This is a genomic window from Lentzea sp. NPDC003310 (assembly GCF_040610935.1).
GTDB lineage: Bacteria > Actinomycetota > Actinomycetes > Mycobacteriales > Pseudonocardiaceae > Lentzea.
In genome coordinates, this window is record NZ_JBEXNC010000031.1 from 48463 (window position 1) to 74450 (window position 25988).

A 25988-nucleotide genomic window follows, 5' to 3' on the forward strand; every position below is an offset into this window, starting at 1 on the left:
GCGCGTGGTTGCGGGCGACCGTGAGCAGCCAGGCGAACGGGTCGTCGGGCACCGACGTGCGGGGCCACTTGCGCAACGCTGGCGCTTTCCTCGCGAGGAAAGCGCCCCTTCGTGGTCTTCAGCCGTTCTGGCTGTCGCGCCAGGAGATCCAGTCCTTCAGCGGTGTCAGGTCGTAGTGCGGGCCGTCGATGCCGACGGTGAACAGCGAGACGCCGAGGGCACGCAGGCGCGGCCCCAGCTCGTCCGGCGGGCCGACGTGCGACGGGTGGCCGAAGACGCCGTTGGAGATCTCGATCTCCCGCGGGTCGCGGCCGAGGGCGGCGCAGTGGTCCCTCAGGACGTTCAGCTTGTGCGCCAGCGTGTCCGGGTCGTGGAAGCCGTGCCAGATGTCGGCGTGCCGGGCGACCAGCCGCAGCGTCTTCTTCTCGCCGCTGCCGCCGATCAGCACCGGGATCTTCCTGGTGGGCGGCGGGTTCAGGTGCGCGAGCCGTTCCTCGATCCGGGGCAACGACCGCGCGAACTCCGCGAGCCGCGCGCCGTCGGGCTCGAAGCCGTAGCCGTACTCGACGAAGTCGCGCTCGCACCATCCCGACCCGATCCCGAGGATCAGCCGGCCCTCGCTGATGTGGTCGACCGTGCGCGCCATGTCGGCGAGCAACTCCGGGTTGCGGTACCCGTTGCACGACACCAGCGGCCCGAGCTCCACCCGGCTGGTCGACTCCGCCAGCGCGGCGAGCATCGTCCAGCACTCGAAGTGCAGGCCGTCGGGATCGCCCCACAGCGGGAAGAAGTGGTCCCAGTTGAAGATGACGTCGACGCCGAGCGCCTCCGCCTCCGCGGCCGTCGCGCGGATCTTGCGGTAGTCGGCGTGCTGGGGCTGCAGCTGCAGCCCGATCCGCACCGGCCGGTCCGTCATGACATCCCGCCGGACGCGCCGGCGAACTCGGTGAAGTGCCGCTCCGCGAACAGTTCCGGCCGGTCCGCCCCGAGCCCGAGCGCCCGCGCCCGGTCGAGGATGTGCCGCCAGTACGGCTTCACCGGCGGCCACTGCGTGCCGGTCTGGCAGTAGGAGCTGTCCATGAAGTAGCGCGGCCTGTCCGACGGCCGGTCGATCGTCCGGCGGGCGTGGAAGAGCGCGGAGTGCAGCACCACCGTGGAGCCCGGTGGCAGCCGGTCGAGCACGAGCTCGCCGGGCAGCACGTCCGTGCCGAGGTGTGCCCGCGCGGTCTTGCCGGCGTCCTCGAGGTGCGATCCGGGCAGCACGACGAGCGAGGCGGTGTCGTCCCCGAGCCCGTCGAGGTAGTGCAGCGTGTGGATCATCAGGTGCGACCGGTCGCCGTCCGCCCCCTGCTCGTAGTCGTGGTGCCACGCCTTGCCCGGCAGATCGGGGGCCTGCCGGTCGCTGTGCAGGTGGTGGAACACGAACTCCTTGCCCAGCAACACCTCCAGCAGCTCCATCAGCGGCCGGTACGTGATCAGCTCCCCGTGCGCGGGCAGCTCCAGTTCCACGACCGGCGGCACACCGTGCGTCCGCGGGTCCTTGGCGGAGTCGATGGACCGGGCCCGCAGCCCGTCGTCGACCCACCGGTCGACCTCGGGCCGCAGCCGGTCCACCAGGTCCTCGGGCAGGAAGCCGGGCAGGACGAGATAGCCGAGCCGGTCGAACTGCTCGAGTGCCGCGGCGTCGAGCACCGGCGGTTGTTGGTGCGTCATAAGGCTTCGGAGCTCCTCTGCGATTCTGGGGTCAAAGCGCGCTGGCGGCGTCCAGCCGCGACCACGCCCGCCAGGCGCTGCGCACCATGGCCTCGAGGTCGTACCCGGCCTTCCAGGCGAGCTCGCGCGCGATCTTGTCGACGTTCGCGACGATCTCGGGCGCGTCCCCCGGCCGTCGCGGAAGTGCCACCACCTCGACGGGAAGCCCGGAGATGGACCGGATGGCGTCGAGCACCTCCAGCACGGAGTACCCGACCCCCGTGCCCACGTTGTAGACGTCCGCCGACTGCTGCCGCTCCAGCCGTTCGACCGCCGCGGCGTGCGCGTCCGCCACGTCGGCGACGTGCACGTAGTCCCGGACCCCGGTGCCGTCCTTGGTCTGGTAGTCCACGCCGGTGACCGTCGCCGGCCGTCCCGCCGCGACCTCCTGGAACACCAGGGGGAACAGGTTGTCGTGGCTGGTGTCGGCCAGCAGCGGATCATCCGCGCCGACCACGTTGAAGTACCGCAACGCGACCCACGACAGCCCGTTGGCCCGCCCGGCCGACCGCAACAACCACTCGCAGATCAGCTTCGTCTCCCCGTAGGGGCTGATCGGCGCGGTCGGCGTCGCCTCCGTGACCATCGGATCACTCGGCACCCCGTACACGGAAGCGCTGGAGGACAACAGGAACCGCGTGACCCCGGCATCGACCATCTCGTCGAGCAACACCCGCATGCCCTCGACGTTGTCGCGGTAGTACCGCCGCGGGTAGGACACCGACTCGGTGGCCGACTTGCGCGCGGCCAGGTGGATCACGCCGACGATCCGGTGCTCCCGCAACACCGCGCTGACCAGCACACGATCGGCGAAGGAACCGATGACCAACGGCACGTCGTCCGGCACGCGAGCCGCGTCCCCGGTCGACAGGTCGTCGAGCGCCACGACCGCACGCCCGTCCTGCCGCAACCGCCGCACCACGTGAGAACCGATGTACCCGGCGCCACCGACCACCAGCCAGGCTCCGGGCACCTCTCTTGCCACTCGTGTCTCGAAGATCTCCATGCCCATCCCGCAGGTAGAGGTCAGCGCGGACCTCACCAGTTTGCCCCAGCTTAGGCAATGTTGACAAGATTGCCTTGACAGCTTTGGCAACTCGGGATCGGTGTCGGGTTCACGCCGTGACATCGCTGCTGGTAGCCACGACGAACGTCGTCTCGGACGGCGAAAAACCGGTCGCTTGCAACTCGGAGTGGCTCGAGTGGAAGACGTGCGGCCCCGGTGTGCCGCCGCTCCTAGTCGAGGCAGCGCAACCACACCACGCGCGGCCCACCGCCCTCCACGTCCGGCTCGACGTCCACGACGCCCAACCGCACGTGAACCCTCGCGGAGGTGTCGGTGCCCACGCACGTCGGCCCGTCCGCCCCGTCGTGCCACAGGCCGTCCCGCCCGGCCCAAGACGCCCCGGCCACGATGTAGGAGTTGCTGTCCCGGTGGTCGTCGCTCTCGTAGAACGCGATCGCCGTCCCGTTCCCGTTCGGCCTCGCCCACCCCTCGACGACATCGGGCACCGCCGAGTGCCGGGTGACGAACCCCCACCCCAGGAACGCGACCGCGACGACCACACCCACCGCCACCGGCGCGAAGAACCGCCTCAACCCCATAGCTGCTTCATACCAGTGCCGAGTTCCACGCGCGGGTCACGGAGAGGGAACGGCTACGCCTTCCGGCACTTCGTGATCCGCACGGCATCGGTCTCCGTCAGGTGGCAGACCACGTGGTCGCCCTTCCGCACCTCGCCCTCGAACTCCGCCCTGTCGACGGTCGACCGGTGCCAGTTGTCCGCCAGCAGATCATCCGGCCGCCCGCTGGTGACGTTGATGTCGTACGTGCTCTCGCCGACGTCCAGGACGAGGAACGTCGGGTCGGCCTCGATCCGGTGCGAACCGCACGCGGTCAAGGCGAAGCAGGCGAGCAACAACGTGGTGATCGTGCGCATTCGTCCCCCTTGGTCGATCTCGACTTGACGGACGTCTCAGGTGCAACAGGGTTGCCCGCCGCTTTAACGGTCGTCTCAGGTCTGCTCGGTATGAAGTAGCCATCACCGGGACGGCGGCTGGACCGCCCGAGCGACCCCGAAGGGCAGCCATGATCTCTGTGCTAGTGGTGGATTCCCAGCCGCTGCAGCGCTTCGGGTTCCGCGTGCTGCTGGACAGCGCCCCCGACACCGAGATCGTCGGCGAGGCCGAGAGCGCATCCGAGGCCGTTCGGCGGACCACCGAGCTGCGTCCCGACGTGGTGCTGGTGGACCTCCGCGCGCCGGCCGTCAACGGCATCGAGGTCGTCCGGCGCATCGTCGCCGCCGGCGGGCGTTCGCGGGTCCTCGTGCTGACGACGGCCGACGCGGACCGGTACGCGTTCTCCCTGCTGGGAGCCGGGGCAAGCGGTTTCCTGCTCGACGACGCCCGCCCGGAGGAGCTGCTCGCCGGAATCCGGGCCGTCGCCGCCGGGGACGCGGTGATCGCGCCGGCGCTGACCCGGCGGCTGCTCGACGCGGTCGCCGGCCAGTTCGACGACGACCCCGTGCGGGAAGATCCTCGGCTGCGGTCCCTGACCCGCCGTGAGCGCGAGATCCTCGTCGCCATCGGCCACGGCCTGACCAACGGCGAGATCGCGCGTCGGTTCACGCTGTCGGAGTCGACGGTGAAGACCCACGTCGGGCGGGTCCTCGCCAAGATCGGCGCACGGGACCGGATCCAGGCCGTCATCCTCGCCTACGACCTGAGGCTCACCCGGCCGGTCCAGCGCTGCTGACCGCAGAAACAACGAAGATCAGGCGAGCACCACCTGCCCGTCGACCACCTCGACCGGGATCTTGACCAGCGGTGCGGGTGCCGGACCTCCGGTCACCTGCCCGTTCTCGTCGTAGGTGGCACCGTGGCACGGGCACCGGAACCCAGGGCCGACATAGGAGACCGGGCAGCCCTGATGACTGCAGGCGGCGTTGTACGCCAGGAACGTGTCCGGCGCCGGACGCAGGAGGTGCGCGGGCGTCCCGTTCGGCATCGTGAAGCTCTTCGACGAGCCGACAACAACGTCGTCGACGAACGCGATCACGTGGCTCACCGGGTCCGCGGACGAACGGGCAGGGCGCCGGGCGAGCGCCAGCACACTGCTCGCAGCGACTCCGACCACAGCCACGGCACCCGCGATCAGACCGCCCCGCAACACAATGCGCCGCCCGGCGTCGTCCTGTCCCTTCGTGCTCAGCCGGGCACTCAGCGACCACACCCCCGCGTCGCCCGCGATCAGCAACGGTGTCCAGGCGAAGACGAACACGATGTCGGCCCCGAAGTAGTACGGCCGAGTCGTCCAGCTCACCGCCAGGAAGAAGCCGAGGGACAGGAGGGCACCGCCGAGCGCGGCGAACCGGGTGACCAGTCCGAGCAAGGTGGCGAGGCCGACCGCGACCTCCCCGAAGGCGATCGCCAGCCCGGCGGCGGTCGCGTGGTCGGCGGCCAGCGAGACCAGCGGGCCGATCGGGGAGGTCGCGGCGGCGTTCACCATCTGCGCGTGGACACCGAGCGGCGACGTGCCGTCCAGGTACTGCGTGTCGAGGAGCTTGGAGACACCGGCGTAGACGAAGGTGCCACCGAGAAAGGCACGCAGCGGCAGCAGTGCGTGTTCGCTCCTCACGTCAGGACTTGTGGGGTGAGACCGTCATGATGCCCGTGCACATCTCGTCGCTGGTGCCGTCGCCCCACACCACGTAGCGCGGTGGCAGCTTGCTCAGCTGTGGCAACCGTTTGCGCAGCCCCGCGTCGTGCGTGCACGTCACCCGCAGCACGTCCCCGGGACCGATCTCCAGCGGCGACGGCAGTTTCAGCAGCCGCTGGTTGTCGAAGTCGAACTGCGGCACGTCCAGCACCACCTTGGCGTTCGGCTTGCCCGGGTTGAGCTCGACCTTGAGAGCCCGCCCGAGCATGTGCATGTGACCGAAACCGGCGAACAGCGTCATCGGCGCCTCCACCTTGTGGTCGCAGGTCTGGGTGTCACCGGGTTTCGGCGTGCCGCCCTGGTTGCACTCCTGCACCTGCATGTCCGCCATCTCGCCGGTCTCCGCCCCGAACCGCTTCGTCACGTCCGCGATCGATGCCGCCCGGTCGCAGAGCGGACCCGACTCGTCGGCGGTGCAGGGCAGGTCGGTCGGCGCGCTGAGCGGCCACGTCTCGAGTTCCCGGGTCTGCGGCGTGCCGTCCGTCAGCCGCAGCCGCACCGCCGAGCGGTCCGACCCCGCCGGCTTGCCGTCGCTCGCGAGCAGGTTGTAGTGGATCTGCAGGACGATCAGGCTGCCCGGCTCCAGCCGGTAGCCGACGTCCTGGTCGAGCAGCGTCTCCGCGGCGCCCGGCGCCCAGGTGTCCACCCACGCCGCGTCCCCGTCGTCCTCCTCGGCGCCCTCCACGCCGGTGCCACCGAAGCACTGCCAGCCGAGGCCGGAGGTCTTCGCGTCCTGCTCGCGCACCGCGGCGGCGCCGTCCGGCGGCACCGCGTACACGATGGCGTGGTGGGCGATCGCGGCGTTCTCCGGCGTGAACTGGGTCCCGGTCAGGAACTCCGCCCTGGTCAGGCCGGGATCGATCACCTGGCACCGGTAGTCGTCCGTGCCACCCTCCGGCGGCGTGGGCGTGTAGGCCTGGGCCATCTTCACGTCGACGAACCGCTCGCCGGCGCGCAGCGGCAGCGTCGGGGCCGGTGGCCGGCCCGCGTGCCCGTTGTGCGGTCCGGGCGGGACGGGTGCCGCACCGCCGCCGGTGCTCGATCCGCAGGCGACGACGGCGAACGCCGTAGCCAGCGCCACGGTGGCCACCTCGAACCTCCACAGTGGACCAAAACGTTTCTTCATGGCCTGAACGCTAGGGCCGAGTTCATCGCTTTTCGTCGTACCGCGGTCGTCACTTTCACGAGTGGCCGGTACGACGGTACTACGTCCTCAAGTCCTCTTAGGACAAGAGGACAGTCCTGAGCACCGCATTAACGGTCTTCTCATCTTCGCTCGGTAGGAAGTGGGCGCCAGACAGGCGAAGTGACACGGATGCAGGAGGCTCGTGAATGACAGTCAACGCAACGCGGCTGACCGGCCGGTGGGTGCCGTGGTTGGTGATCGGCTTGTGGTTGGTGCTGACGGTCGTCATGACGCCGTTGAGCGGAAAGCTGAGTTCGGTCACCACCGACAAGGCCGTGGACACCCTGCCGGCCGGGGCGGAGTCCACCAAGGTCGCCGCGCTGGAGGACAGCCTCCCCGGCGGCGAGGACAACACGTTCGTCTTCGTGTACCACCGCGACAGCGGCATGACCGACGCCGACCGCGCGACGGTCGAACGCCACTACGAGACCCTGGTCAAGCGGTACCCGCCCAAGGTTGCGGCGCCTGCCGGTGAGGACGACGAGGGCGCGGAAACGCAACCCTCCGCCGACGGCAAGGCGATGATGTTCACCCTCGACGTGAGCGCGACCCACGGCGAGCCGGAGGCTGTCGTCGGCCCGTTGCGCGACGCCGCGAAAGACCGCCCCTCAGGCCTCCAGTTGGAGGTGACCGGCCCGGCCGCGGTCGACGGCGACATGGACGCCGTCTTCGACGGCATCGACCTGCAGGTCCTGCTCACCACCCTCGTCGTAGTCACGCTCCTGCTCATCATCACCTACCGCAGCCCGGTGCTGTGGCTCGTCCCGCTGGTGGCCGTGGGCGCGGCCGCGGTGACCTCGATGGCGACCGTCTACCTGCTCGTCAAGGGCTTCGGCATCGTCGTCAACGACCAGAACTCGGCGCTGCTGACGATCCTGGTGTTCGGCGTCGGCACGGACTACGCGTTGCTGCTCATCGCCCGGTACCGGGAAGCGTTGCACCACCACGAGAACGTCCGGGTCGCGATGATCCACGCGTTGCGCGGCGCGGCACCGGCCATCGTCGCGTCCGCCGCCACCGTGGTCGCCGGCCTGCTGTGCCTGCTCGTCGCGGACCTGAACAGCACCAGCGGCTTGGGCCCGATCGGCGCGGCGGGCATCCTGTGCGCGTTGGTGGCCATGCTGACGCTGTTCCCGGCGCTGCTGGTGGTGCTCGGCAGGCGGATCTTCTGGCCGGCCGTCCCGAGGTTCGGCGCGGCCGTGCAGGAGAAGCCGGGGATGTGGACCCGGCTGGGCGCCGCCATCAACCGCCGCCGGTGGGTGGCGGCACTCGGCTCGCTCGGAGTCCTGGGCGTGCTCGCCCTCGGGTTGACGGGCAACACCAGTGCCTTGCGGGAGCAGGACCAGTTCGTGTCCGCGCCGGAGTCGGTCACCGGGTTCACCGTGCTGCGCCAGCACTTCCCGGAGCTCGGCGGCCAGCCGATGACGATCTTCACGCGACCGGCGCACCAGGAGCGGGTGCTCGACGTCGTCAAGGGCGTTCGCGGTGTGGCGGCGGCGGTTCCGGGGGAGACCAAGGGCGGCTGGGCCGACATCTCGGTGTTCCCGACGGACGCGCCGGACACCGCCGCGGAGTACGACACGATCAAGCGGGTGCGCACCGCCGTGCACGCGGTGAACGGGGCGGAGGCGATCGTCGGCGGGCCGAGCGCGGAGAACCTCGACACCGAGGTGACCACCAGTCGCGACGAGAAGCTGGTGATCCCGTTGGTGCTCCTCGTCGTCCTGGTCGTTCTCGGGTTGCTGCTCCGAGCCGTCGTGGCCCCGCTGGTCCTCATGGCCACCGTGGTCGTCTCCTTCGCGGCGGCCTTCGGCGGCAGCGTGTTCGTCTTCGACACGATCCTGGGGTTCAAGGGCGTCGACTACTCGGTGCCGCTGCTGGCGTTCCTGTTCCTGGTGGCGCTCGGCGTCGACTACAACATCTTCCTGGCCAGCCGGGCACGGGAAGAAGCGGTGCGGCTGGGCACCCGCGAGGGCATGCTCAAAGCCTTGTCCGCCACCGGTGGTGTGATCACCTCGGCGGGCCTGGTCCTGGCGGCCACGTTCGGTGTCCTCGTCTCGCTTCCGCTCGTGATGCTGATCGAGGTCGGGTTCCTGGTCGCCTTCGGCGTGCTGCTCGACGCCCTGCTGGTGCGGTCGCTCCTGGTGCCCGCTCTCACCCTGCTGATCGGCCGGCGGATGTGGTGGCCGAGCCGGCTGTCCCGGCCGGCAGAGCTGCCGGACGGTCGACGACCGCTCGCCGACGACGAAGTGCCCGTGCTGCAAGGGTGAGCGCGGGAGCCGGGGAGGGTCAGCGCACCGCGGTGCCTTCCCCGGCGGCGAGCCGGGCGATCGGGAGCTCGACCCGGAGCAGCGCGCCACCGCGCGGGGAACGGGCGACGGTGGCCCGCCCGCCGTGGGCGTCGACGACCCGTTGCACGATCGACAGCCCCAGACCGGATCCCGGCAACGCCCTGGCGCTGTCGGCGCGGTAGAACCGGTCGAACACCCGAGGTGCGTCGGCGGCGTCGATGCCCGGCCCGGCGTCGTCCACCTCGAGCACCGCCGACGTTCCCCCGACACGAAGCCGGACCTGGACCGGCTGGTCCGCGGGGGACCACTTGCCGGCGTTGTCGACGAGGTTGAGCACCGCCCGCCGGAGCGCGGCGGGACGCCCGCTGACCAACACCGGGGTCACGTCGAGCGAGACCTCGACGTCGGGCATGCGGGACCGCGCCTGGGCCGCGGCGGCCACCACCACGTCGGCGAGGTCGAGCAGTTCGGCGTTCTCGTCGCTGACGTCGCCGCGCGCCAGGTCGGTCAGCTCGGTGGCGAGGGTGCTCAACTCGGCCACCTGCGCGCCGAGGTCGTGGAGCAGCCGGGTCCGGCTCTCCGAGGGCAGCGCGCTGTCCAGCGTGCCGCGCCGATCGAGCCGGATCAGCAGCTCGATGTTGAGGCGCAGGCTGGTGAGCGGGGTCTTGAGCTCGTGGGCGGCGTCCTCGGCGAGCAGCCGCTGGGCCTGCCGCGAGTCCCGGAGCGCGGCGAGCATGTCGTTGATCGACCGGATCAGCTGCCGGATCTCCCCACCGCCCTCGTCGGGGATGTCGGCGTCGAGATCACGCGTGCGCGCGACGCGGACAGCGGCGGCGGTCAGCCGGTCGATCGGCGCCAGCCCGGCCCGCGCCACAGCCCGCCCGACAAGGGCGCCGCACACCACGCAGAGCAGCCCGATCAACAACATCCCGAACCCGAACCGGTTGATCGGGGTGTCGTCGGCGGCGCGAGCCACCTGGACCGCTCCGTCACCGGCCCGCAGCGTGTAGACGAGGTAGCCGTCCTCGTCACTGTCACCCGACTCCACCAGATCAGCGGACAAGCCACGCGCCACGCGCCACGCGTCCTCACTGACCGGCGGCAGTGCAGGCTGGCCGTCCGGCGTCCGGATCGAGCCGTCGGACAGCACCACCCGCACCAGCCGACCGGATCCGGGATACGGCGGCAGCTCGACCCGCGCCAGACCGGCACGCTCCGCGTTCGCCGCCAGCACACGGGAATCGGCGCGCAACTGCTCCTCCGCCGAACTCCGCAACTCCCAGTCCAACAACTCGCTGGCCACCTGGAAAGCCAAGAACACACTGGCCGCGATGGCCGTGGCCGCGATCACCGTCAACCGCGTCCGCAACGACCGCCGACGCCACCACCGAGTGAGCCTCACGGAGGAGTCCCCCGCAACGTGTACCCCAGACCGCGCCGCGTGTAGAGCAACCGCGGCTCACCCCCGGCCTCCATCTTGCGGCGCAGGTAGCTCACGTACACCTGGAGGTTGTTGGACGTGACGCTCATGTCGAACCCCCAGATCGCCCCGAACAACTCGCCCCGGGTCAACACCCTGGTCGCATTGCGCACCAGGACCTCCAGCAGGAAGAACTCGGTCCGCGTCAAGCGAAGCGGCCGCCCACCCCGCCACGCCTCGAACCGGTCGGGATCGACCCGCAGGTCGGCGAACGTCAAGACCGGCGACTCGTCACCGCCCGGCCCCCGCCGCCGCAACAGTGCCCGAACCCTGGCCAGCAACTCCTCGGTGGCGAACGGCTTGGGCAGGTAGTCGTCAGCGCCCGCGTCCAACCCCGCCACCCGGTCCGAGACCTGGTCCCGCGCGGTCAGCATCAACACGGGCAGATCCCGCCCCGCCGCCCGCAACCGCCGGCAGGTCTCCACCCCGCCGAGGCGCGGCATCATCACGTCGAGGATCAGCAGATCCGGCTCGTCACCGTCGACCTTCTCGAGCACGGCGAGGCCGTTGGCAACGGTGCTGGTGTCGTACCCCTCGACCTGGAGCACCCGCTCCAGCGACTCGCGGATCGCCGCCTCGTCGTCCGCGATCATGATCCGCACGTCGGCCGCCTCCACTCGTCGCGTTGGCCGCTCATCGTCCCCGACGAACCTGAGGGCAGCGTTAGAGCGTCACCGCTGAGGCGGACAGTCGCCCGAACACGGCCGCCGGTGCCGCTGCCAGCTGAGCGGCCCAGGTCAGCACATCGGCGGCCAGACCGGCCCCGACCAGGCGCGGGAGGCGGACGCTGCCGCCACCGCCGGGAATGATGCCGACCGGCACTTCGGGCTGCTGGAGCGTCGCGGCCCGCGATCCTGCTCGTGTCGCAGATGGCGGCGTCGAGTCGGTGTTGATTTCCGTTGCTGTCCGGCCTCTTCGTCGCCGATCAGTCCTCCGCGAGCCGGCCGATGTGCTTGCCGAGACTCAGCTCCAGGTCCGCGCCGTGTCGTGAGTGGGCCCGGCGCAACAGGTCGAGGCGGTGCCGGAACCAGGGCTGTCCCATCGACTCGACGAACTCGCCGTACGCGGCGCGCACGTCCTCGGCCGGCGGCAACGTGGCTCGGTTGATCTGGGCTTTCGCGCCGGCGAGCACCGGCTTGTCGAACGTGGCGATCCGGGCGGTGAGCGAGTCGACGTGCTCGTCCAGTTCCGCGTCCGGCAGGGCCTCGGTGACCCAGCCGTAGCGCGCGGCCACGGCCGCCGGGTAGTCGTTGCAGGTGAGCACTGCTTCGAGGGCCCGGTCCCTGCCGATCATCCGCGGCAGGCGCTCGGTGCCGCCGCCACCGGGGAGAATGCCCGTGCCGACCTCGATCTGGCCCAGGAGCGCCCGTTCCTCGCTGGCGTAGCGCAGGTCGCAGGCGAGCAGGAACTCGTTGCCACCACCGCGGGCGCGACCGCGGATCTTCGCCACGGAGACGACCGGGAGCTCCGTCAGTCGCAGGACGATGTCCGTCCACATCGGACCGCCGTCGGTCGTCACCGGGAAGTCCGCGACCCTGGCCAGGTCGAAGTGGTTGAGCCAGAAGTGGTCGTTCGCGCTCTCGAACACGACGACCTTCACGTCGGGATCGGCCTCGACCTTGTCGAGCGCGGCCTGCAGATCCGCGACCAGTTCGGGGGTGACGAGGTTGACGGGCGGGCTGTCGAAGCCGATCCGCCAACGGTGGGCGTCGATGGCGTGCATGGTGAGTGTGCTCATGTCAGTCGTCTTCCTCCATCTGGAACAGGACCTTGCCGGTGAGTTGGCGCGGGCGATCGCGCCGTACCTGTCGAACTGAACTGACTTCAGGTGCTCTCGACACTCAGATCAGTCCGAAGCGCATCGCGTGGGCGACGACATGCGCGCGGTTGCGCAGGTTGAGCCGCCTCGTGATCGTGTGCACCACGGACTTCACGGTGCGTTCGGACAAGCCCAGCTCGGCCGCCACCTCCCCGTTCTCCATGCCGGCGGAGAGCAGGCGCGCCACCTCGACCTCGCGCGGCGAGAGCCCCGCGGCGTTCAGACCTGCCTCCACCAGCAGACGCCGCACGTGGCCGAGGAGATCGCCGACGAGCGACGGCGGGAGCACGCCCTCGCCGGCGGCGACGGCGGTGACGGCCCGTGCGAGGCGTTCCGGGGTGAGCGTGGACTGGGGCAGGATCGCCTGCACCTGGCACTCGACGGCGAGCAGCAGCTGCGACTCGGCGAGATCGTCCAGCAGGAGGACCACGGGACTGCCGGCCGTGCTGGTCGCCGCACGCAGCATCGGCGTCGTCCGGTTGTCGAGGCGGTGTGCGGCGAAGACGAGTACCTGGGCGTTCTGCTCGGGGGCGATGCGCACTTCCGGTCGTTGGGCCAGCAGCACTTTGAGTCCGGCCAGCGTCAACTCGTCGGTGGCGAGCGGCGCCACGAGGATCGCTTTCGCCTGTGTGCGTTGCGGTGGCACAACGACCTGGTTCATCGGCGGTCCTCCTCGAACGGCGTGCTGTCACCAGGCTGCCGCGCGCGGCTCGGGAGTGCGTAGGTCGAATGACTGTCTATTTGTGACGGTGCTTGCCGACGTAGTGCCGCGACAACGCCTGGTGCACCGAACGAACGGCGCCGGATCCCTCGCCGACCGCGGCCGCGACGCGCTTCATCGAGTCCACTCGGACGTCACCGGCGGCGAACACCCCCGGCACGCTGGTCTCGAACGGCAACGGGCCGGGCTCCAGACCGTCCCACTCGGCACCCAGGTGTTCTCGGGTGAGGTGCGTGTCCGTCAGCACGAAACCGGCGGCGTCCACGGCCGGGCCCTTGAGCCACGACGTCGCGGCCGCCGCTCCGATGAAGCTGAACAGGCCGCGGCACTCGACCTCCTCGGTCGTGTCCGCGTCCTCGGAGGTCACCGAGACACCGGTCAGCGTCTCGGTTCCGTGCAGCGCCGAGACCTCGGCACGCAGGCGGATGGTGATCCGCCGGTCGGCGAGAATCCTGTCGACCAGGTACGACGACATGCGCGCGCCGAGGTCGGCGCCGCGGACCAGCAGCGTCACGTGGCTCGCGTGCTGGGCGAGGTGCAGGGCGGCCTGGCCGGCGGAGTTGGCGCCTCCCACGACGACGACCGGTTCCCCCGCGACGCTCTGGGCTTCGAGGTCCGTGGCGGCGTGGTAGATCCCGTTGCCGACGAACTCGTCCCACCGGTCGACCGGGAGCGACCGGTAAGCCGCTCCCGTCGCGATCAGCACGGTCCGCGCCCGCATCTCGTCGCCGCTCGCCAGCCTCAGCACCAGACCGTCGTCGGTGGGGTGGAGGTCCGCGACGGCGCAGGGGCTGACGAGCTCGGCGCCGAACTTCAGCGCCTGCACCGCGGCACGTGTCGTGAGGTCCAGGCCGCTCAACCCGAACGGGAACCCGAGGTAGTTCTCGATGCGCGCACTGGTCGCGGCCTGACCGCCGATCACGACGCCATCGAACAGCACCGTGGTCAGCCCTTCCGAGGCGGCGTAGACCGACGCCGCCAGTCCAGCGGGTCCGCCACCGATGACAGCCAGGTCCGCGACTCCACGCCCGGTGCCCTGGTAGGACAGTCCGAGTCGTTCGCTGAGAGCACCCGGTGTCACTTGAACGAGCGTTTCTCCCGCCGCCGTCGCGACGGGGAGGTCCTCGGGACCAAGCCCCACCTCGGCCAGCGCGATCGCCCCGGCCTCGGAAGTGCTGTCCTGCCACAGGAACGGCAGTCCCATGCGGGACAGGAACACGCGCAACGCCAGCCCGCCGCCCGAACGCGGGTCCCCGATGATCCGGGTCGAGTGCGCGGAGCCCCACCGGAGCATGCGCCGCCTGGTCAGGAACGCGCGCAGGAAGACGTCACCGAGGTCGGTCTGCTGGGCCATGAGCCGCCGGAACGACGCCTGGTCGATCACGTGCACCACACCGGCTTCCGTCACTCGCACCGCGAGAGTGCGTCGTTGCCGGGTGAGCAGGCTCAGCTCGCCGGCGAACCCTCCGGGACCGGAGACGAGGAAGGGTTCACCGGAGCCGTCCGGGTCGTGTTCCCGGTAGGAGGCGAGCGTCGCGGTGCCGGAGACGACGAGGTCGCAGTTCGCCTCACCGATCTCGTACAGCAGCTCGCCGGCCGCGACGGAGCGTGGGACGCCGTAGCCGGCGGCCCTGGCGAGCTGGTCGGGATCGAGGACCTGCGTCGCGATCGCGATCAGTTCCTCAGGGCTCGAGCCGAGTTCGGGGAACGACGTACCGCCGGTGAGCGCGAAGTCGGCACTGTGCATGGGGATGGGCCTTTCTCGGAGAATCACCTTCACGGTGGCACCGGTGCTGACCTCGTGGTGCGATCCGCGACGTTCTTGCCCCGCAGGGGCAGCGGCCACCGCCCCCGCGGGCAGCGCCGGACTCGCGCTCCGAAGCCCCGCCTGACCGTCCACGAAGGACTCAGAGCGAGGGAGGAGGTCCGACGATCTCTATGCCGTACGCGGCGGCCATGGCTCCGAGTGCGGCGGGATCCGGTGGCAGCTCCTCCGCCGGACGGGTCGGCGTGCCTGCCTCGACGACGAACTTCTCGAACCCCGCGGGAGTGTGCAGGGTGAGAAAACGCGCCTGCGGACTCGTCACCACGAACGCGTGCGCCAGGTTGCGCGGCAGGAAGGCGACTGAGCCCGGTCCCGCGGCACGGGCTTGCCCGCCGACCTCGACGCGCAGTTCTCCCTCCAGGACGAGGAAAGTCTCGTCATCGTCGAGGTGCAGGTGGGCCGGGCTGTTGTAGCCGCGCTCGCCCTGGTGTTCGAGCACCGCCAGTTGCCCGCCGGTACCGTCGCCGCCCGTGCGAACCGTGAGCAGGGCGCCCAGGAACCAGACGGCTTCTTGTTCCTGTGGCGTCAAAATCGCCGGCTTGGCCGGAAGGTGGAACGTCATGGTTCGATCACACAGCGGTGCACCTATAGCTGTCCAATGCCGATTGGGCTTGCTTAACATAGCGAGAGTGCATACGTCGAACCCGGTGGAATTGCGGCTGCTGCAGGCGTTGGTGATGGTCGCCGACGAGGGGAGCGTGTCCGCGGCTGCGGACCAGCTGCACATCGCCCAGCCTTCGCTGAGCCGGCAGCTGCGCCTGCTGGAGCAGCGGCTCGGTCTTCCCCTGTTCGAACGCGACGGCAGGCGCCTGAAGGTGACGCAGGTGGCCGAACCGGTGGTGGGCGCCGCCAGGAAGGCGCTCGACGCGGCGGCGAACGTGCTGAGCGTGGCACGGCAGGCGGCGGTCGGGCAGGTCGGCCGGCTGGCCATCGCGGTGTTGCCCGGCTGCTCACCGGTGCAACTGGTGAGCGCGCTGGCGCGGTTCCGCCGGGAACACCCGATCGTGGCGGTCAGCATCACCGAGCTCGTCGACGACGACCAGTGGCGCGAGCTGCGTGAAGGCGCGATCGACGTCGCGCTGAACCTGATCGAGCCGCCGCCGGACGACCTGTGCCACCAGGTGGTGTCGGCTGAACAGGTGTGCGTGGTCGTGCCGGACGAACACCGCTTGGCAGGCAAGGAGTCCGTGCGGTTCGAGGACCTGGAGGGCGAGCCCCTCACGTTCTTCAACCGCACTGATCAGCCGGTGGGGTACCGGTGGCTCACCGATCGGCTGCGTGCCGCGGGAGTGCGTGCGACGGTGCAGGAGGCGACGCTCACCAACATCGTGGCCACGGTCGCGGCAGGTCTCGCGGTGTCGGTGATGTTGCGGTCGTTCGAGACCATCCTCAAGCCGCCGGGCGTTCGGTTCATCCCGATCGAGGACTGCGCGATCGACCTCATCGTGACGTGGCGGCGCGGCGCGGTCCCGGCTGCCGTGAACGCTTTCAAGCGCGAGTTGTAGTCATTTGACTCATGCACGCCAACGGGTTGTGACTCCAGACTGGTCTCGGAGGTGTCCGGGAGGTCGGCAGGGGTTTCCCGGGCACCTCCCAGTCCTCTGTGGACTTGTTGGCGTGGACGGTCAGCCGACGACGAGGACGGTCTTGCCCGGGCCGGATTTCGTGGACTGCGCGATGCCCGCGTCGCGGAGGGGGAACGTGGCGGCGACAGTCGGAGTGAGCAAGCCGTCCTGCACCAGTTGGGCGAGAGCGGTCATCCCGAGCCGGTCGGACTCGACGAGCAGACCGGCGATGCGCACGCCGCGTTCGCCTGCCGCCGCCGCGACCGGAGCCAGGGTCTGGACGAGAGTCGACACCAGGAAACCGCCGGGCTTGAGAGCGGCGACAGCCTGTGGCGCGTACTGGCCGACCGTCTCGAAGACGATGTCGACGTCACCGGCCACGGAGCTGAAGTCGGGCGTCGTGGTGTAATCGATCAACTCGTCGGCACCCAGCGACCGCACGAACTCGGCGTTGCCCGGCGACACCTGGGCGATCACGTGGGCGCCGCGGGCCTTGGCGATCTGCACCGCCAGGTGTCCGACGCCGCCCGCCGCACCGGTGATCAGCACCCGGCTGCCGGCGGTGAGACCGGCCGTCTCGACGAGTGCCTGCCAGGCGGTCAGGCCCGCGAGCGGGAGTGCGGCCGCTTCGACGTGCGTGAGGCGTTCCGGCTTGGGGACGAAGGCGCGGGCGGGACCGACGGCGAACTGGGCGTACGCGCCGTGCCCGCGAGGGAACGGCAGCAGGCCGAAGACCTCGTCCCCAGGAGCGTGGACGGTCACGCCGGGACCGACCGCGGTCACGGTGCCGGACACATCCCAGCCGAGCACGAAGGGAGGCTTGCCGACGAGCACCCCGCCCTCCCGGTTGTACACGTCGACCGGGTTCACACTCGCCGCGTGCACGCGCACGAGGATCTCACCGACGCTGGGCTGGGGGAGGGGAAGCGACACGAGTTCGAGTACCTCGGGGCCACCGAACTCGTTCTGGCTGATCGCCGACATGGTGTCCGTCATACCGCTCACTGTCGGCTGGGAAGCTCCGTGCCGAAACTGGCAGATAGGTCAACATGCGATAGAATCGTGCCATGGTCGTCTCGAAGCGCCACCGAGTCGCCGTTCTCGCCCTGGACGGGGTCTACCCGTTCGACCTCGGCATTCCTGCCCGTGTCCTGGGAGCGGCCGAGGACCGGTACGAGGTGCTCACCTGCACGGTCGACGGCGGTTCGGTCGAGACCAACGCGGGCTTCTCCCTGACCCCGCAACACGGTTCGGACCTGCTGGAGTCGGCGGACACGGTGATCGTCGCGCCCGTCGACCCGTACCGGCTCAGCCGGGAGCTGCCCGAGGACGTCGCCGTCGCGCTCGCCGGAATCCGCTCGGGTACCCGTGTGGCCTCCATCTGCACCGGCGGTTTCGTCCTGGCCGCCGCCGGGTTGCTCGACGGCCGTCCGGCCACCACCCACTGGGAGTGCGCGCCGCTGTTCCGCCGCTGGTACCCGCACATCCGGCTCGACGAGGGTCGGCTGTTCGTCGACGACGGTGACGTCCTCACCTCTGCGGGCGCCGCGGCGGGAGTGGACCTCTGCCTGCACCTGATCCGCCTCGACCACGGCACCGAGGTGGCCAACCAGGCCGCCCGGCGGTGCGTGGTCCCGGCCTTCCGGGAAGGCGGACAGGCCCAGTACATCAACCGGCCGGTGCCGGACGACGGCGCCGCCTCCACCTCCGCCACCCGGCAGTGGGCGCTGCAGCACCTCGGCGACCAGCTGACCCTTCCCCAGCTCGCGCAGCACGCCCACATGAGTCTGCGCACCTTCGCCCGCCGGTTCCGCGACGAGACGGGGCTGACCGCGCGGCAGTGGCTGATCAAGCAGCGCCTCGACCGCGCCCGCCAGCTGCTGGAGTCCACCGCGCTCACGGTCGACCAGATCACCGCCGAGGTCGGGTTCGCCACCGCGACCTCGTTGCGGCAGCACATGAACGCCGAGCTGGGCATCGCGCCCCTGGCCTACCGGCGCACCTTCCAGGCCGGTCACGCCGACGACGTGGGCGATGCCGACGCCGCGGTCAGAACATCCCGCGCGGGTTCGCCGGGCTCTCGGGGACTGCCTGGATGACGTCCCAGTGCTCGACGACCTTGCCGTTCTCCACCCGGAAGATGTCGGCCACGGCCTGACCGGGGTTGGCCGGGTTGCCGGGCTCCAGGTCCATGTGCGAGTGCAGGACGACGAGGTCGCCTTCCGCGATGACGCGCTTGATGTGCAGTCGCAGGTCCGGGAACCGGCCACGCACGAAGCGCATGAAGCCCACGAACGCCTCCCGCCCGTCCTGGGCGCCGGGGTTGTGCTGGAGGTACTCGGCGCCCAGGTGGGTGTCGGCGGCTTTCTCCGGCTCACCGTCCAAAGCGGTCTGGTAGAACTCGACGACGATTTTCTTGTTGAGTTCGAGATCGGACATCGTGAGGCGCCTTTCGAGGGGTTCGGTGCGAATCAGTGAATCGGGGCGTGGGGATTGTCGAACACGCTCGTCCTCGTGGGCATGAGTCAAATGACTGCACCGCGTGTCCAGGGGCCGGGCGCAGTCATTCGACCTATGTACAGCCGAACGGCGGCAGAGCATTGTCGGCACCGTTGTTCCGGAGCCATCGTCGAACGGATCTGAAATGCCCAAGCTCGAACACGGGGTCGTCCTCGTCACCGGCGCCAACGGTGGTCTTGGCGCGCACTTCGTCCGCCAGGCTCTCGACCGCGGCGCCGCCAGGGTCTACGCCGCCGCGCGCAGGCCGCAGGAGTGGGGCGACGAGCGGATCGTGCCGGTGGAGCTCGACGTCACGGACCCGGCGTCCGCCTCCTCTGCGGCCACTGCCGCATCCGACGTCACATTCGTGATCAATAACGCCGGTGCGATCAACGGCTCCAGCGTGCTCGACGACGACCTCACCGGTGTCCGGGCGCTCTTCGAGACGAACTTCTGGGGTGCCCTGATCGTGGCCAACGCCTTCGCTCCCGCGCTCCGCGAGGCCGGCGGCACACTGCTCAACGTGCTGTCCGCGCTGAGCTGGGTGGGACACGGTGACTCGTACAGCGCCACGAAGGCCGCGTTGTGGTCGGCCACGAACACCCAGCGGATGAAGCTCGCGGTGGACGGAGTGCACGTCGCGGCGCTGCACCTCGGCTACGCGGACACCCCGATGACAACGGGAGTCGACTCGGTCAAGCTCGCTCCCGCCGATGTCGTGCGCACCGCCTACGACGGGATCGAGGCCGGCGAGTACGAGATCCTGGTCGACGACCTCAGCCGCCGCATCAAGGCGGGCCTCGCCGGACCGGTCGAAGGTCTGTACCCCGAGCTGCGCCGCGGCTGATCCACTGTGGACTGACAGGTGGCCCGCGCACAAGTCGAAAGACTGTCAGCATCGGGCCGCGGACAGAATGAGGTCAATTTCCGATGGAAGTCGGCCAAATTCAGCGCGCAGGGCCTCGTTCGCTGCCCGTGCGGACGTTCGGGAAGTCATTAGAATCGCCGGGGTGCCGTCCCACTTCGCCTGCACGAGCGCCGGCCCTGTCCCGCTCGTCGGCCGCAAGCAGGAGCTTGCTCGCTGTGAGGAAATGCTCGCCGACACCTGCCCCGGCGGTCAGGTCGTTCTGATCGAGGGCGATGCGGGCATCGGGAAGAGCACGCTGGTCGGTGCGGTAGCGCGGATCGCCGCGGAGCGGGGGTTCCGAGGTCTGCACTGCCGCGGTGTGCAGAGCGAGACGACATCGGGCTTCGCCGCCCTGCACGAGTTGCTCCAGCCGCTGCTCGACCGGCTGCCGGCTCTTCCCGCCGGGCAACGACGTGCGCTCGAGGTCGCGCTCGGTTTCGCGGAGGGGCCACCGCCCAACCGGTTGCTGGTGGGGCTGGCCGCGCTCGGTCTGCTGGAGGAGTACGCGGCGGAGCAACGGGTGTTCGTCGTGGTCGAGGACGCGCAGTGGCTCGACGCTTCCACCGCGCAGACCGTCGCGTTCATGGCCAGGCGGCTCGTCACCACGTCGGCTCTGATGATCGTGACGATGCGGCCGGACAGCTCCGAGCTCGCTCTCGACGCCCAGGAGAACACGGTGGCGGAGGTGATCCGGTCGGTCGTCTCGGTGGAGATGCCGCTGGGACCGCTGTCGGACGAGGAGTCCGAGGAGCTGCTGCGCGAGCAGCGGCCTGCGCTCGACGACCACGTGCGGCAGCTGGTGCTGGCCGAGTCGTCCGGCAATCCGCTGGCGTTGGTCGAGCTGCTCGGGGCCTCCGAGGGTGAACCGCGGCGAGCGAGCCTCGCGGGTGACCGGTGGTGGCCGCTGACCCGCAGGCTGGAGCAGGCTTTCCTGAGCGGGGTCTCCCGCCTCCCGGAGCGCAGCAGGCGGTTGCTGCTCCTCGTGGTCGCCGCGCCCGAGTCGTCACTGGCGCAGCTGATGACGGCGGCGGACGCGGCAGGGCTGGGACTCGACGACCTGGCACCGATCGAGCGCGCACGCCTGGCCGCGCTCGCCGGGGACCAGGTCGTGCTGAGGCACCCGCTGGTCCGATCCGCCGTCTACGGTGCCGCCTCGCTCTCCGAACGGAGCGCGGCGCACCGGCTTCTCGCCGTCGCGGCGACCGATCCCGACCGAGCGGCGTGGCACGCGGCCGCGGCGGTCGCGGGCTTCGACGACGAGGTGGCGGCAGAGCTGGAGATCGTGTCGGTCCGCGCCCGTGCCCGCAGCGCCAACACCGAGGCGGTGTCCGCACTTCGCCGGGCGGCGGCGATCTCGTCGTCCACTGTGGACCGCACGCGACGCCTGGCCTCCGCGGCGGAGATCGCGCGCCAGTCCGGTGCGATCGAGGACAGCGTGCGCCTGGTGCGCGAGGCGTGGGCGTCGGCCGACGATCCCGAGGTGCTCACCCTCCTGGCACTGACGCAGGTCGCGCTGACCATGAGCGCACTCCTCCCGGGGCGCAGCACCGAGGACCTCCTGGGTCTGGTCGACCGCCTGGCGGGACCGACCGGTGACGAGAACGCGGCACAACGGCTGCGCGTGCTGGCCACGGCCTCCGTCGTGCACCGCGTGCAAGGCCTGCCGGACGGTCTGCGCGACCGGCTCCTGCGAGCCATCGACGTGGCCGCAGGGCAGGACGGCGGGTTGCTCGCACTCATCGGTAGAGCGATGCTCGCCCCGGCCGAACACGCGCCGGCGGTGCGTGCGCAGCTACCGGGTCTGCTCGAAGTCGTGCGGGAGAGCCACCTCTCCACCGACGCCGAACGCAGGCCCAGCCAGCCGCAGATCATCATCGGTCTGGGCCTGATGACCGAGGCCGTGCACGACCTCACGGCGGCCTCGGACTGCTGGAGTCTCGGCGTCGACCACTTCCACCGAACAGGCGCGCCCGGCGACGAGGCGTGGACGTTGCACGAGCGCGCCCGGATCAGGATCGTGCTCGGCGAACTCCAGGAGGGTCTGGCCGACGCGGGGTTCGCCCATCAGGTCGCCGGCGACCTGGGACTTCGTACCGTCGCCGCGTTCTCGGCGATCACCCTGGCCATGGCACACGCGTGGCGCGGCGACAACGCGCGAGCGTCCGCCCTGCTCTCCCACCGCACCGACACGACGGGAACCGACAACCTGGTCGGGTTCCGGACCAGGGCGAGCTGGGTGACGGGCGCCGTGGCGTTGAACGAGAACCGCCACGAGGACGCGTGGGCGGCACTGGTCGCGGCCCGGGGTCACCCCGGCATGGGCCTGTGGTCGCTGGGCGACCTGACCGAAGCGGCTGTGAGAGCAGGCCGCACCGACGAGGTCCGACCACTGGTGGAGAGCGCGCAAGCCGAGGCCGCGGTGTTCCGCAGTCCGCACCTGGACAACCTGGTGCACCGCTCCCTCGCACAGATCGGCGACGAACCAGAGCGGCACTTCGAGGCGGCGCTGGCAGCGCAAAGCCCCGCCGTGCTCGAGGTGGCGCGCACCCGGCTCGCATATGGACAGTGGCTACGTCGTGCCCGGCGCATCCTCCACGCCAGGGAGCAACTCAGCGTCGCCCTGCGAGCATTCGAGGCGGCCGGCGCGCGTCCGTGGGCCGACCTCGCCGCGAGCGAGCTGCGCGCGGCGGGCAGCACCCTCGCAGGTTCCACCGACCGCAAACGCACCGATGCGGAGTCGCTGCTCACCCCGAAGGAGTTGCAGATCGCCCGGCTGGCGGCCGCGGGGATGACCAACAAGGAGATCGCTGACCGGATCTACGTCTCGCACCGCACGGTCGGCGCTCACCTGTACAAGATCTTCCCCAGGCTGGGCGTCGCCAACAGGGCTCAACTCAGGGCCGCGCTCGGCGACGACTCCGTCTGAGTGCGACTGCTGTCCACAGCCTCACACGGTCGGCGTCTGCCGATGGCTCCGACACGTGTCGGACACGGCTGCGAGGTTGTCCCGCAGCGCTGCGTGGCGGAACTCGTACACCGCACCGGTTTGCCGCAGCACCGCCCTGGTGCATGCGTCGTCGAGGAACGTGTGGAGGTTCCACGGCAGGCGGCCGGCGAGGGGGAGCCAGAAGCGCCCGATCACGATCCACCGTCCCCACGCTGTGCCGCTGAGCGCGAAGGCGATCGTGACTGCCACAGCCATCTCTGTGGCGCGGCGGATGTCGAACAGGCTGTAGGTGGGCACGCTGAGAGCGAGGCCGTACGCCAGTGCCCGGAAGATCGCGCACTTGCGGTCGTCGGCGATCATCCTGGACGGACTGGGAACCGTTTTGGTGTTGACCGACCTGCTGAGGACACGCGGCCGAAGTGCCGTAGCGAGATAGGCCAACGCTCCCGCGAGCCAGCACACGAGTCCTAGCGCGATACCCCTCGCGGCACCGTGGTCGAGCGTGTTGGCCGCGATGAGGAACCCGAACCCCACACCGACCACGCCGCCGAACAACAACGCCTCGTCGAGATTGCCCTGCGTGCCTTTCGCTATCTCTTGACGCATCATGCCCATGAACTCGCGCATCTGGAAGTGCACCTGCGCGGGCAGCGGAGCTCGCAGCACGTGCACGATGAGAAGCGCAGTGCAGACGACGGTGAGGTAAGCCGCGGCGTCGGGACGGAAGAAGAACCCGAAGATGGCCGCGTAGATGGTCGCGTAGACGCCCAGGGTCACGGCCGGGTGGACGCTGCTGCTCACCTTCCACCACGTGATCTCGGGTGTGAGATCGCGAGCCAGATGAGTCAGCCACCGTCGGGCTTTGGCTTCGGTGTACCGGCTGGGGCTGCCCGAACCTGCTGATTCGCCCACGGAAGCGGGGTGGTAGGCCGCTGGGAGGAAGGCCTCGAGGAGGTGCCTCTCGACCATGGCTTGTGATCGGAGCTCCTCGTTGTCGAGCAGATCCTTGGGGTTCGCATCCGGGGTGTCGCTGTAGATGGTGCGAGCGAGCCCGACCATCAGGGGAGTGGCCAGGGCTGCGATCAGGTTCGCGGCCGCGTCGTCCCGCGGGTGGTCACGAAGCTCTGAAAGGACCGCGTCCCAGTCCAGCCTTCCACCGGTGGAGGGACGACGCGCCGCAGTCCGAGGCAGGTAAGCGGCTATGTCGTCCAGCTTCAGATCGGAGAGTTCGATCGCTGCCGCAGCAGTGAGAACATCAGCGGATCGAACGGCGGCAGCGAATTCTTCGACCCTGCTGGTCACGACGAGGGTCATCTGGTTGCTGTTGAGCGCCTTGATCGCGGCGTGGTGCAGTCCTGCCGCCATCTCGTCGAAACCGTCCAGGACAGGGAGCACCTTCCTACGGCTCACCAGTTCCGCCGCGAGAGTGCCGGCTCCGGTGCCGGCCTTGCCGAGCTCGGGATGATCACGGAGCAGTTGGTCGACCAGCCAGTCGCGAAACGTCATCGAGACGGGGTTCCACGAACTGAGGTTGAACATGACGGGGACCACGTCCCCGGGACGGCGGTGGTGCAGCAGATCCAGAACGAGGTTGAGAGCGAGCACGGTCTTGCCGGAGCCGGCGCTGCCGAGAACCACAAGGCGGCCGGACGGGACGCGCTCGTAGGTCTCCCTGATCTTGGTGATTTCCCCGTTGAGGTTCAGAGGGCCGCTTGTCTTTCCGCTGGGAAGCTTGCGGATGTTGGCCCAGTGGTCGATCAGTCCCGTGTCCCGCGTGGTCCAGCGAAGGGTGAGCGGGAAAGGGTCGTGCAGGCGTCGGCGCTCCTGCTCGTCACGCCACTGCGAAGTGACTGCTTCCGCAAGCCGGTCGACGACTTCGTTCAGCCGGTCTCGGGCTGAGGTGTTGTCCTCAGAAGTCACGAGCGGAGCCCGCCGTACTTCGAAGACGACCGTGGCTGCGGCCAGGACGACGAGTACGCCCCACATGAGCTGATCCGACCACGCAGGAAGCTCGATGGTGTCGGTGGCGAGGTTCACCACCACCGGAAGTACAACTGCGACAAGAGCAATCGTCGCCACGCTAGGCCGGCGCACGGCCGTTCCCCCTGTCTTCCCGATGAGCGAGTTCCCCGACGCACCTTGACGTCCAACCGATCTGATGTGCTCCTGAGCTGCTCGACGCCTGGACTGGTTCTGTGCGGGTTGTGGCTCTCGTGATCTGGGAAGCGGAAGGGTGCTGTTCGGTGGCCGACGACGCAGGTGCTTGTTGCCCCTGGATCTGCTGAGAGGAGGAACGCTCAGCCGCCGGGGATCTTGGAGCATTGCCCGGTCGGAACAGCGGCCACGTTCTAGTTACGGATAGTTGTCACTCGAATGAGATCAGCATGACTGACCGCTACGTCTGCCCGCGGCCACGAAGCGCCCAGATTCGGCGAGTGGCCGACGCGGCGCGCCGAATGGCGTAACTGCGAGTCGTGAGCCGATCGGCGCGGCTGATTTGCTTCGCGCATGCGAAACTCCGGAGCGGAAATGCGTGCCGACTGTTTGGTTTGACTGACAACCTTGTCCAGCGGTTGAAAGTGGTCAAGCTTGGCGTCGTATTCCTGGCTGGAATGGAAACTCTTGCCACTAGTGATCAATTGACTGCGTAGTGGATTGCCGGTGAGCGGTCGATCGACCGCTCGGCGCAGGTCACCAGTCTGGGGCGAACCCCATGACGTCGTTCGCGTCGCGACTTGCGTTACGCCTGTGCAACGACGACTTCTGATGGGCAGTCTGCGTCCCAGGGGCGGCCAAATGATCTTGGCCGCGCAGCTGTCGGGTAGGCAGGATCCAAGAGCTCGAGATCGGCGCTCCACCGGATGAAGGTGCTTGTCACTGTTGAGGGCGCGCCGACGTCCCAGGCTACGTGCGCCTGCGTCCGATCAACTTTCGCAACCTCGAGTCAGCTCAGCGGTTTGCTCCGTGCCCATTCCGGAAGAGGTCGCGGCTGCGGAGCAGTTCTGCCTCATGCAACGCAAACGGCCTGCCGATGAAATCATCGACAGGCCGTCTGACTAGGTAAAACACACTGTGGGCGATACTGGGATCGAACCAGTGACCTCTTCGGTGTGAACTAGGGCGCCGATACTGCGCTGACCTGCGAAAACAACACTCCTGCAGGTCGGCGCGGTTCCGTTCAGGTCCATTGAGGACAGTTCGGGCACGTTCAACGCACGGAGTTGCTCCCAATCTGCTCCCACTCCGTGCTCCCAAGGCTCATCGGCTCTGTCCGTCTG

At 69.5% G+C, this 25988-nt stretch carries 23 protein-coding genes; 6 read left to right on the forward strand and 17 right to left on the reverse strand.

What is annotated here, in order from left to right:
- Positions 1 to 118: 118 nt before the first annotated feature.
- The 5 genes from ABZX02_RS41620 to ABZX02_RS41640 all read right to left on the reverse strand — a co-directional run bounded on the left by ABZX02_RS41620 (position 119) and on the right by ABZX02_RS41640 (position 3692).
- Entirely contained in the window at positions 119 to 916 is a 798-nt protein-coding gene (locus tag ABZX02_RS41620; protein WP_355307253.1) for an LLM class F420-dependent oxidoreductase, read from the reverse strand.
- Entirely contained in the window at positions 913 to 1713 is an 801-nt protein-coding gene (locus ABZX02_RS41625) for a phytanoyl-CoA dioxygenase family protein (RefSeq protein WP_355307255.1), read from the reverse strand. The genes ABZX02_RS41620 and ABZX02_RS41625 overlap by 4 nt, the downstream gene beginning before the upstream one ends.
- A 31-nt stretch (positions 1714 to 1744) precedes the next feature.
- Positions 1745 to 2758, reverse strand: a complete 1014-nt coding sequence (galE, locus tag ABZX02_RS41630; protein WP_355307257.1) for a UDP-glucose 4-epimerase GalE — start codon at positions 2756 to 2758, stop codon at positions 1745 to 1747.
- A 230-nt stretch (positions 2759 to 2988) separates the two neighbouring features.
- Positions 2989 to 3357 carry a hypothetical protein gene (locus ABZX02_RS41635; RefSeq protein WP_355307259.1) on the reverse strand — a complete coding sequence of 123 codons (369 nt, stop codon included), beginning with the start codon at positions 3355 to 3357 and terminating at the stop codon, positions 2989 to 2991.
- A gap of 53 nt (positions 3358 to 3410) precedes the next feature.
- Complete coding sequence (locus tag ABZX02_RS41640) at positions 3411 to 3692, reverse strand: hypothetical protein (protein ID WP_355307260.1); 282 nt, start codon at positions 3690 to 3692, stop codon at positions 3411 to 3413.
- A 149-nt stretch (positions 3693 to 3841) separates the two neighbouring features.
- Here ABZX02_RS41640 and ABZX02_RS41645 point away from each other — a divergent pair, with 149 nt between their 5' ends.
- A complete protein-coding gene (locus ABZX02_RS41645) occupies positions 3842 to 4507 on the forward strand; it encodes a response regulator transcription factor (RefSeq protein WP_355307262.1) in 666 nt (221 codons plus the stop codon).
- Between the two features lie 18 nt (positions 4508 to 4525).
- Here the strand turns inward: ABZX02_RS41645 and ABZX02_RS41650 are convergent, their stop codons facing one another.
- Positions 4526 to 5389, reverse strand: coding sequence for a Rieske 2Fe-2S domain-containing protein (locus tag ABZX02_RS41650; protein WP_355307264.1), 864 nt, complete (start codon positions 5387 to 5389; stop codon positions 4526 to 4528).
- A gap of 1 nt (position 5390) precedes the next feature.
- Entirely contained in the window at positions 5391 to 6596 is a 1206-nt protein-coding gene (locus ABZX02_RS41655) for a hypothetical protein (RefSeq protein WP_355307265.1), read from the reverse strand.
- A gap of 206 nt (positions 6597 to 6802) precedes the next feature.
- Between ABZX02_RS41655 and ABZX02_RS41660 the strand changes: the two genes are divergently transcribed.
- Positions 6803 to 8926, forward strand: coding sequence for an MMPL family transporter (locus tag ABZX02_RS41660; RefSeq protein WP_355307267.1), 2124 nt, complete (start codon positions 6803 to 6805; stop codon positions 8924 to 8926).
- 19 nt (positions 8927 to 8945) lie between these two features.
- Here the strand turns inward: ABZX02_RS41660 and ABZX02_RS41665 are convergent, their stop codons facing one another.
- The 7 genes from ABZX02_RS41665 to ABZX02_RS41695 all read right to left on the reverse strand — a co-directional run bounded on the left by ABZX02_RS41665 (position 8946) and on the right by ABZX02_RS41695 (position 15354).
- A complete protein-coding gene (locus ABZX02_RS41665; RefSeq protein WP_355307269.1) occupies positions 8946 to 10349 on the reverse strand; it encodes a HAMP domain-containing sensor histidine kinase in 1404 nt (467 codons plus the stop codon).
- Positions 10346 to 11029: a response regulator transcription factor gene (locus tag ABZX02_RS41670; protein ID WP_355307271.1), complete on the reverse strand. Its 684-nt coding sequence runs from the start codon at positions 11027 to 11029 to the stop codon at positions 10346 to 10348. Before ABZX02_RS41670 ends, ABZX02_RS41665 begins: the two co-directional genes overlap by 4 nt.
- Before the next feature lie 61 nt (positions 11030 to 11090).
- On the reverse strand, positions 11091 to 11249 hold the full coding sequence (locus ABZX02_RS41675; RefSeq protein ID WP_355307273.1) for a hypothetical protein: 159 nt from the start codon (positions 11247 to 11249) through the stop codon (positions 11091 to 11093).
- Between the two features lie 103 nt (positions 11250 to 11352).
- Complete coding sequence (locus ABZX02_RS41680; RefSeq protein ID WP_355307275.1) at positions 11353 to 12165, reverse strand: enoyl-CoA hydratase/isomerase family protein; 813 nt, start codon at positions 12163 to 12165, stop codon at positions 11353 to 11355.
- A 103-nt stretch (positions 12166 to 12268) separates the two neighbouring features.
- Positions 12269 to 12907: a response regulator transcription factor gene (locus tag ABZX02_RS41685; RefSeq protein WP_355307277.1), complete on the reverse strand. Its 639-nt coding sequence runs from the start codon at positions 12905 to 12907 to the stop codon at positions 12269 to 12271.
- Positions 12908 to 12983: 76 nt separating this feature from the next.
- Positions 12984 to 14714: an FAD-dependent oxidoreductase gene (locus tag ABZX02_RS41690; protein ID WP_355307279.1), complete on the reverse strand. Its 1731-nt coding sequence runs from the start codon at positions 14712 to 14714 to the stop codon at positions 12984 to 12986.
- Positions 14715 to 14874: 160 nt separating this feature from the next.
- Positions 14875 to 15354: a cupin domain-containing protein gene (locus ABZX02_RS41695; RefSeq protein WP_355307280.1), complete on the reverse strand. Its 480-nt coding sequence runs from the start codon at positions 15352 to 15354 to the stop codon at positions 14875 to 14877.
- A 67-nt stretch (positions 15355 to 15421) separates the two neighbouring features.
- On the opposite strand from ABZX02_RS41695, the gene ABZX02_RS41700 reads away from it, so the two are divergent.
- Entirely contained in the window at positions 15422 to 16297 is an 876-nt protein-coding gene (locus tag ABZX02_RS41700; RefSeq protein ID WP_355307282.1) for a LysR family transcriptional regulator, read from the forward strand.
- A 120-nt stretch (positions 16298 to 16417) separates the two neighbouring features.
- Here the strand turns inward: ABZX02_RS41700 and ABZX02_RS41705 are convergent, their stop codons facing one another.
- Positions 16418 to 17353 (reverse strand): NADP-dependent oxidoreductase, encoded by a 936-nt coding sequence (locus ABZX02_RS41705; protein WP_355307283.1) that lies wholly within the window; start codon positions 17351 to 17353, stop codon positions 16418 to 16420.
- Between the two features lie 71 nt (positions 17354 to 17424).
- Here ABZX02_RS41705 and ABZX02_RS41710 point away from each other — a divergent pair, with 71 nt between their 5' ends.
- Positions 17425 to 18456: a helix-turn-helix domain-containing protein gene (locus ABZX02_RS41710; protein ID WP_355307285.1), complete on the forward strand. Its 1032-nt coding sequence runs from the start codon at positions 17425 to 17427 to the stop codon at positions 18454 to 18456.
- On the opposite strand, the gene ABZX02_RS41715 is transcribed toward ABZX02_RS41710, so the two are convergent.
- The gene (locus ABZX02_RS41715) at positions 18407 to 18796 is read right to left on the reverse strand and encodes an ester cyclase (protein WP_355307287.1); all 390 of its coding nucleotides are present in this window, start codon (positions 18794 to 18796) and stop codon (positions 18407 to 18409) included. The genes ABZX02_RS41710 and ABZX02_RS41715 overlap by 50 nt on opposite strands.
- 205 nt (positions 18797 to 19001) lie before the next feature.
- Between ABZX02_RS41715 and ABZX02_RS41720 the strand changes: the two genes are divergently transcribed.
- Complete coding sequence (locus ABZX02_RS41720; protein ID WP_355307289.1) at positions 19002 to 19703, forward strand: SDR family oxidoreductase; 702 nt, start codon at positions 19002 to 19004, stop codon at positions 19701 to 19703.
- Positions 19704 to 19866: 163 nt separating this feature from the next.
- A complete protein-coding gene (locus tag ABZX02_RS41725; protein WP_355307291.1) occupies positions 19867 to 22689 on the forward strand; it encodes an AAA family ATPase in 2823 nt (940 codons plus the stop codon).
- Between the two features lie 21 nt (positions 22690 to 22710).
- Here the strand turns inward: ABZX02_RS41725 and ABZX02_RS41730 are convergent, their stop codons facing one another.
- Positions 22711 to 24750 carry an NACHT domain-containing protein gene (locus tag ABZX02_RS41730; RefSeq protein WP_355307292.1) on the reverse strand — a complete coding sequence of 680 codons (2040 nt, stop codon included), beginning with the start codon at positions 24748 to 24750 and terminating at the stop codon, positions 22711 to 22713.
- Positions 24751 to 25988: the final 1238 nt, after the last annotated feature.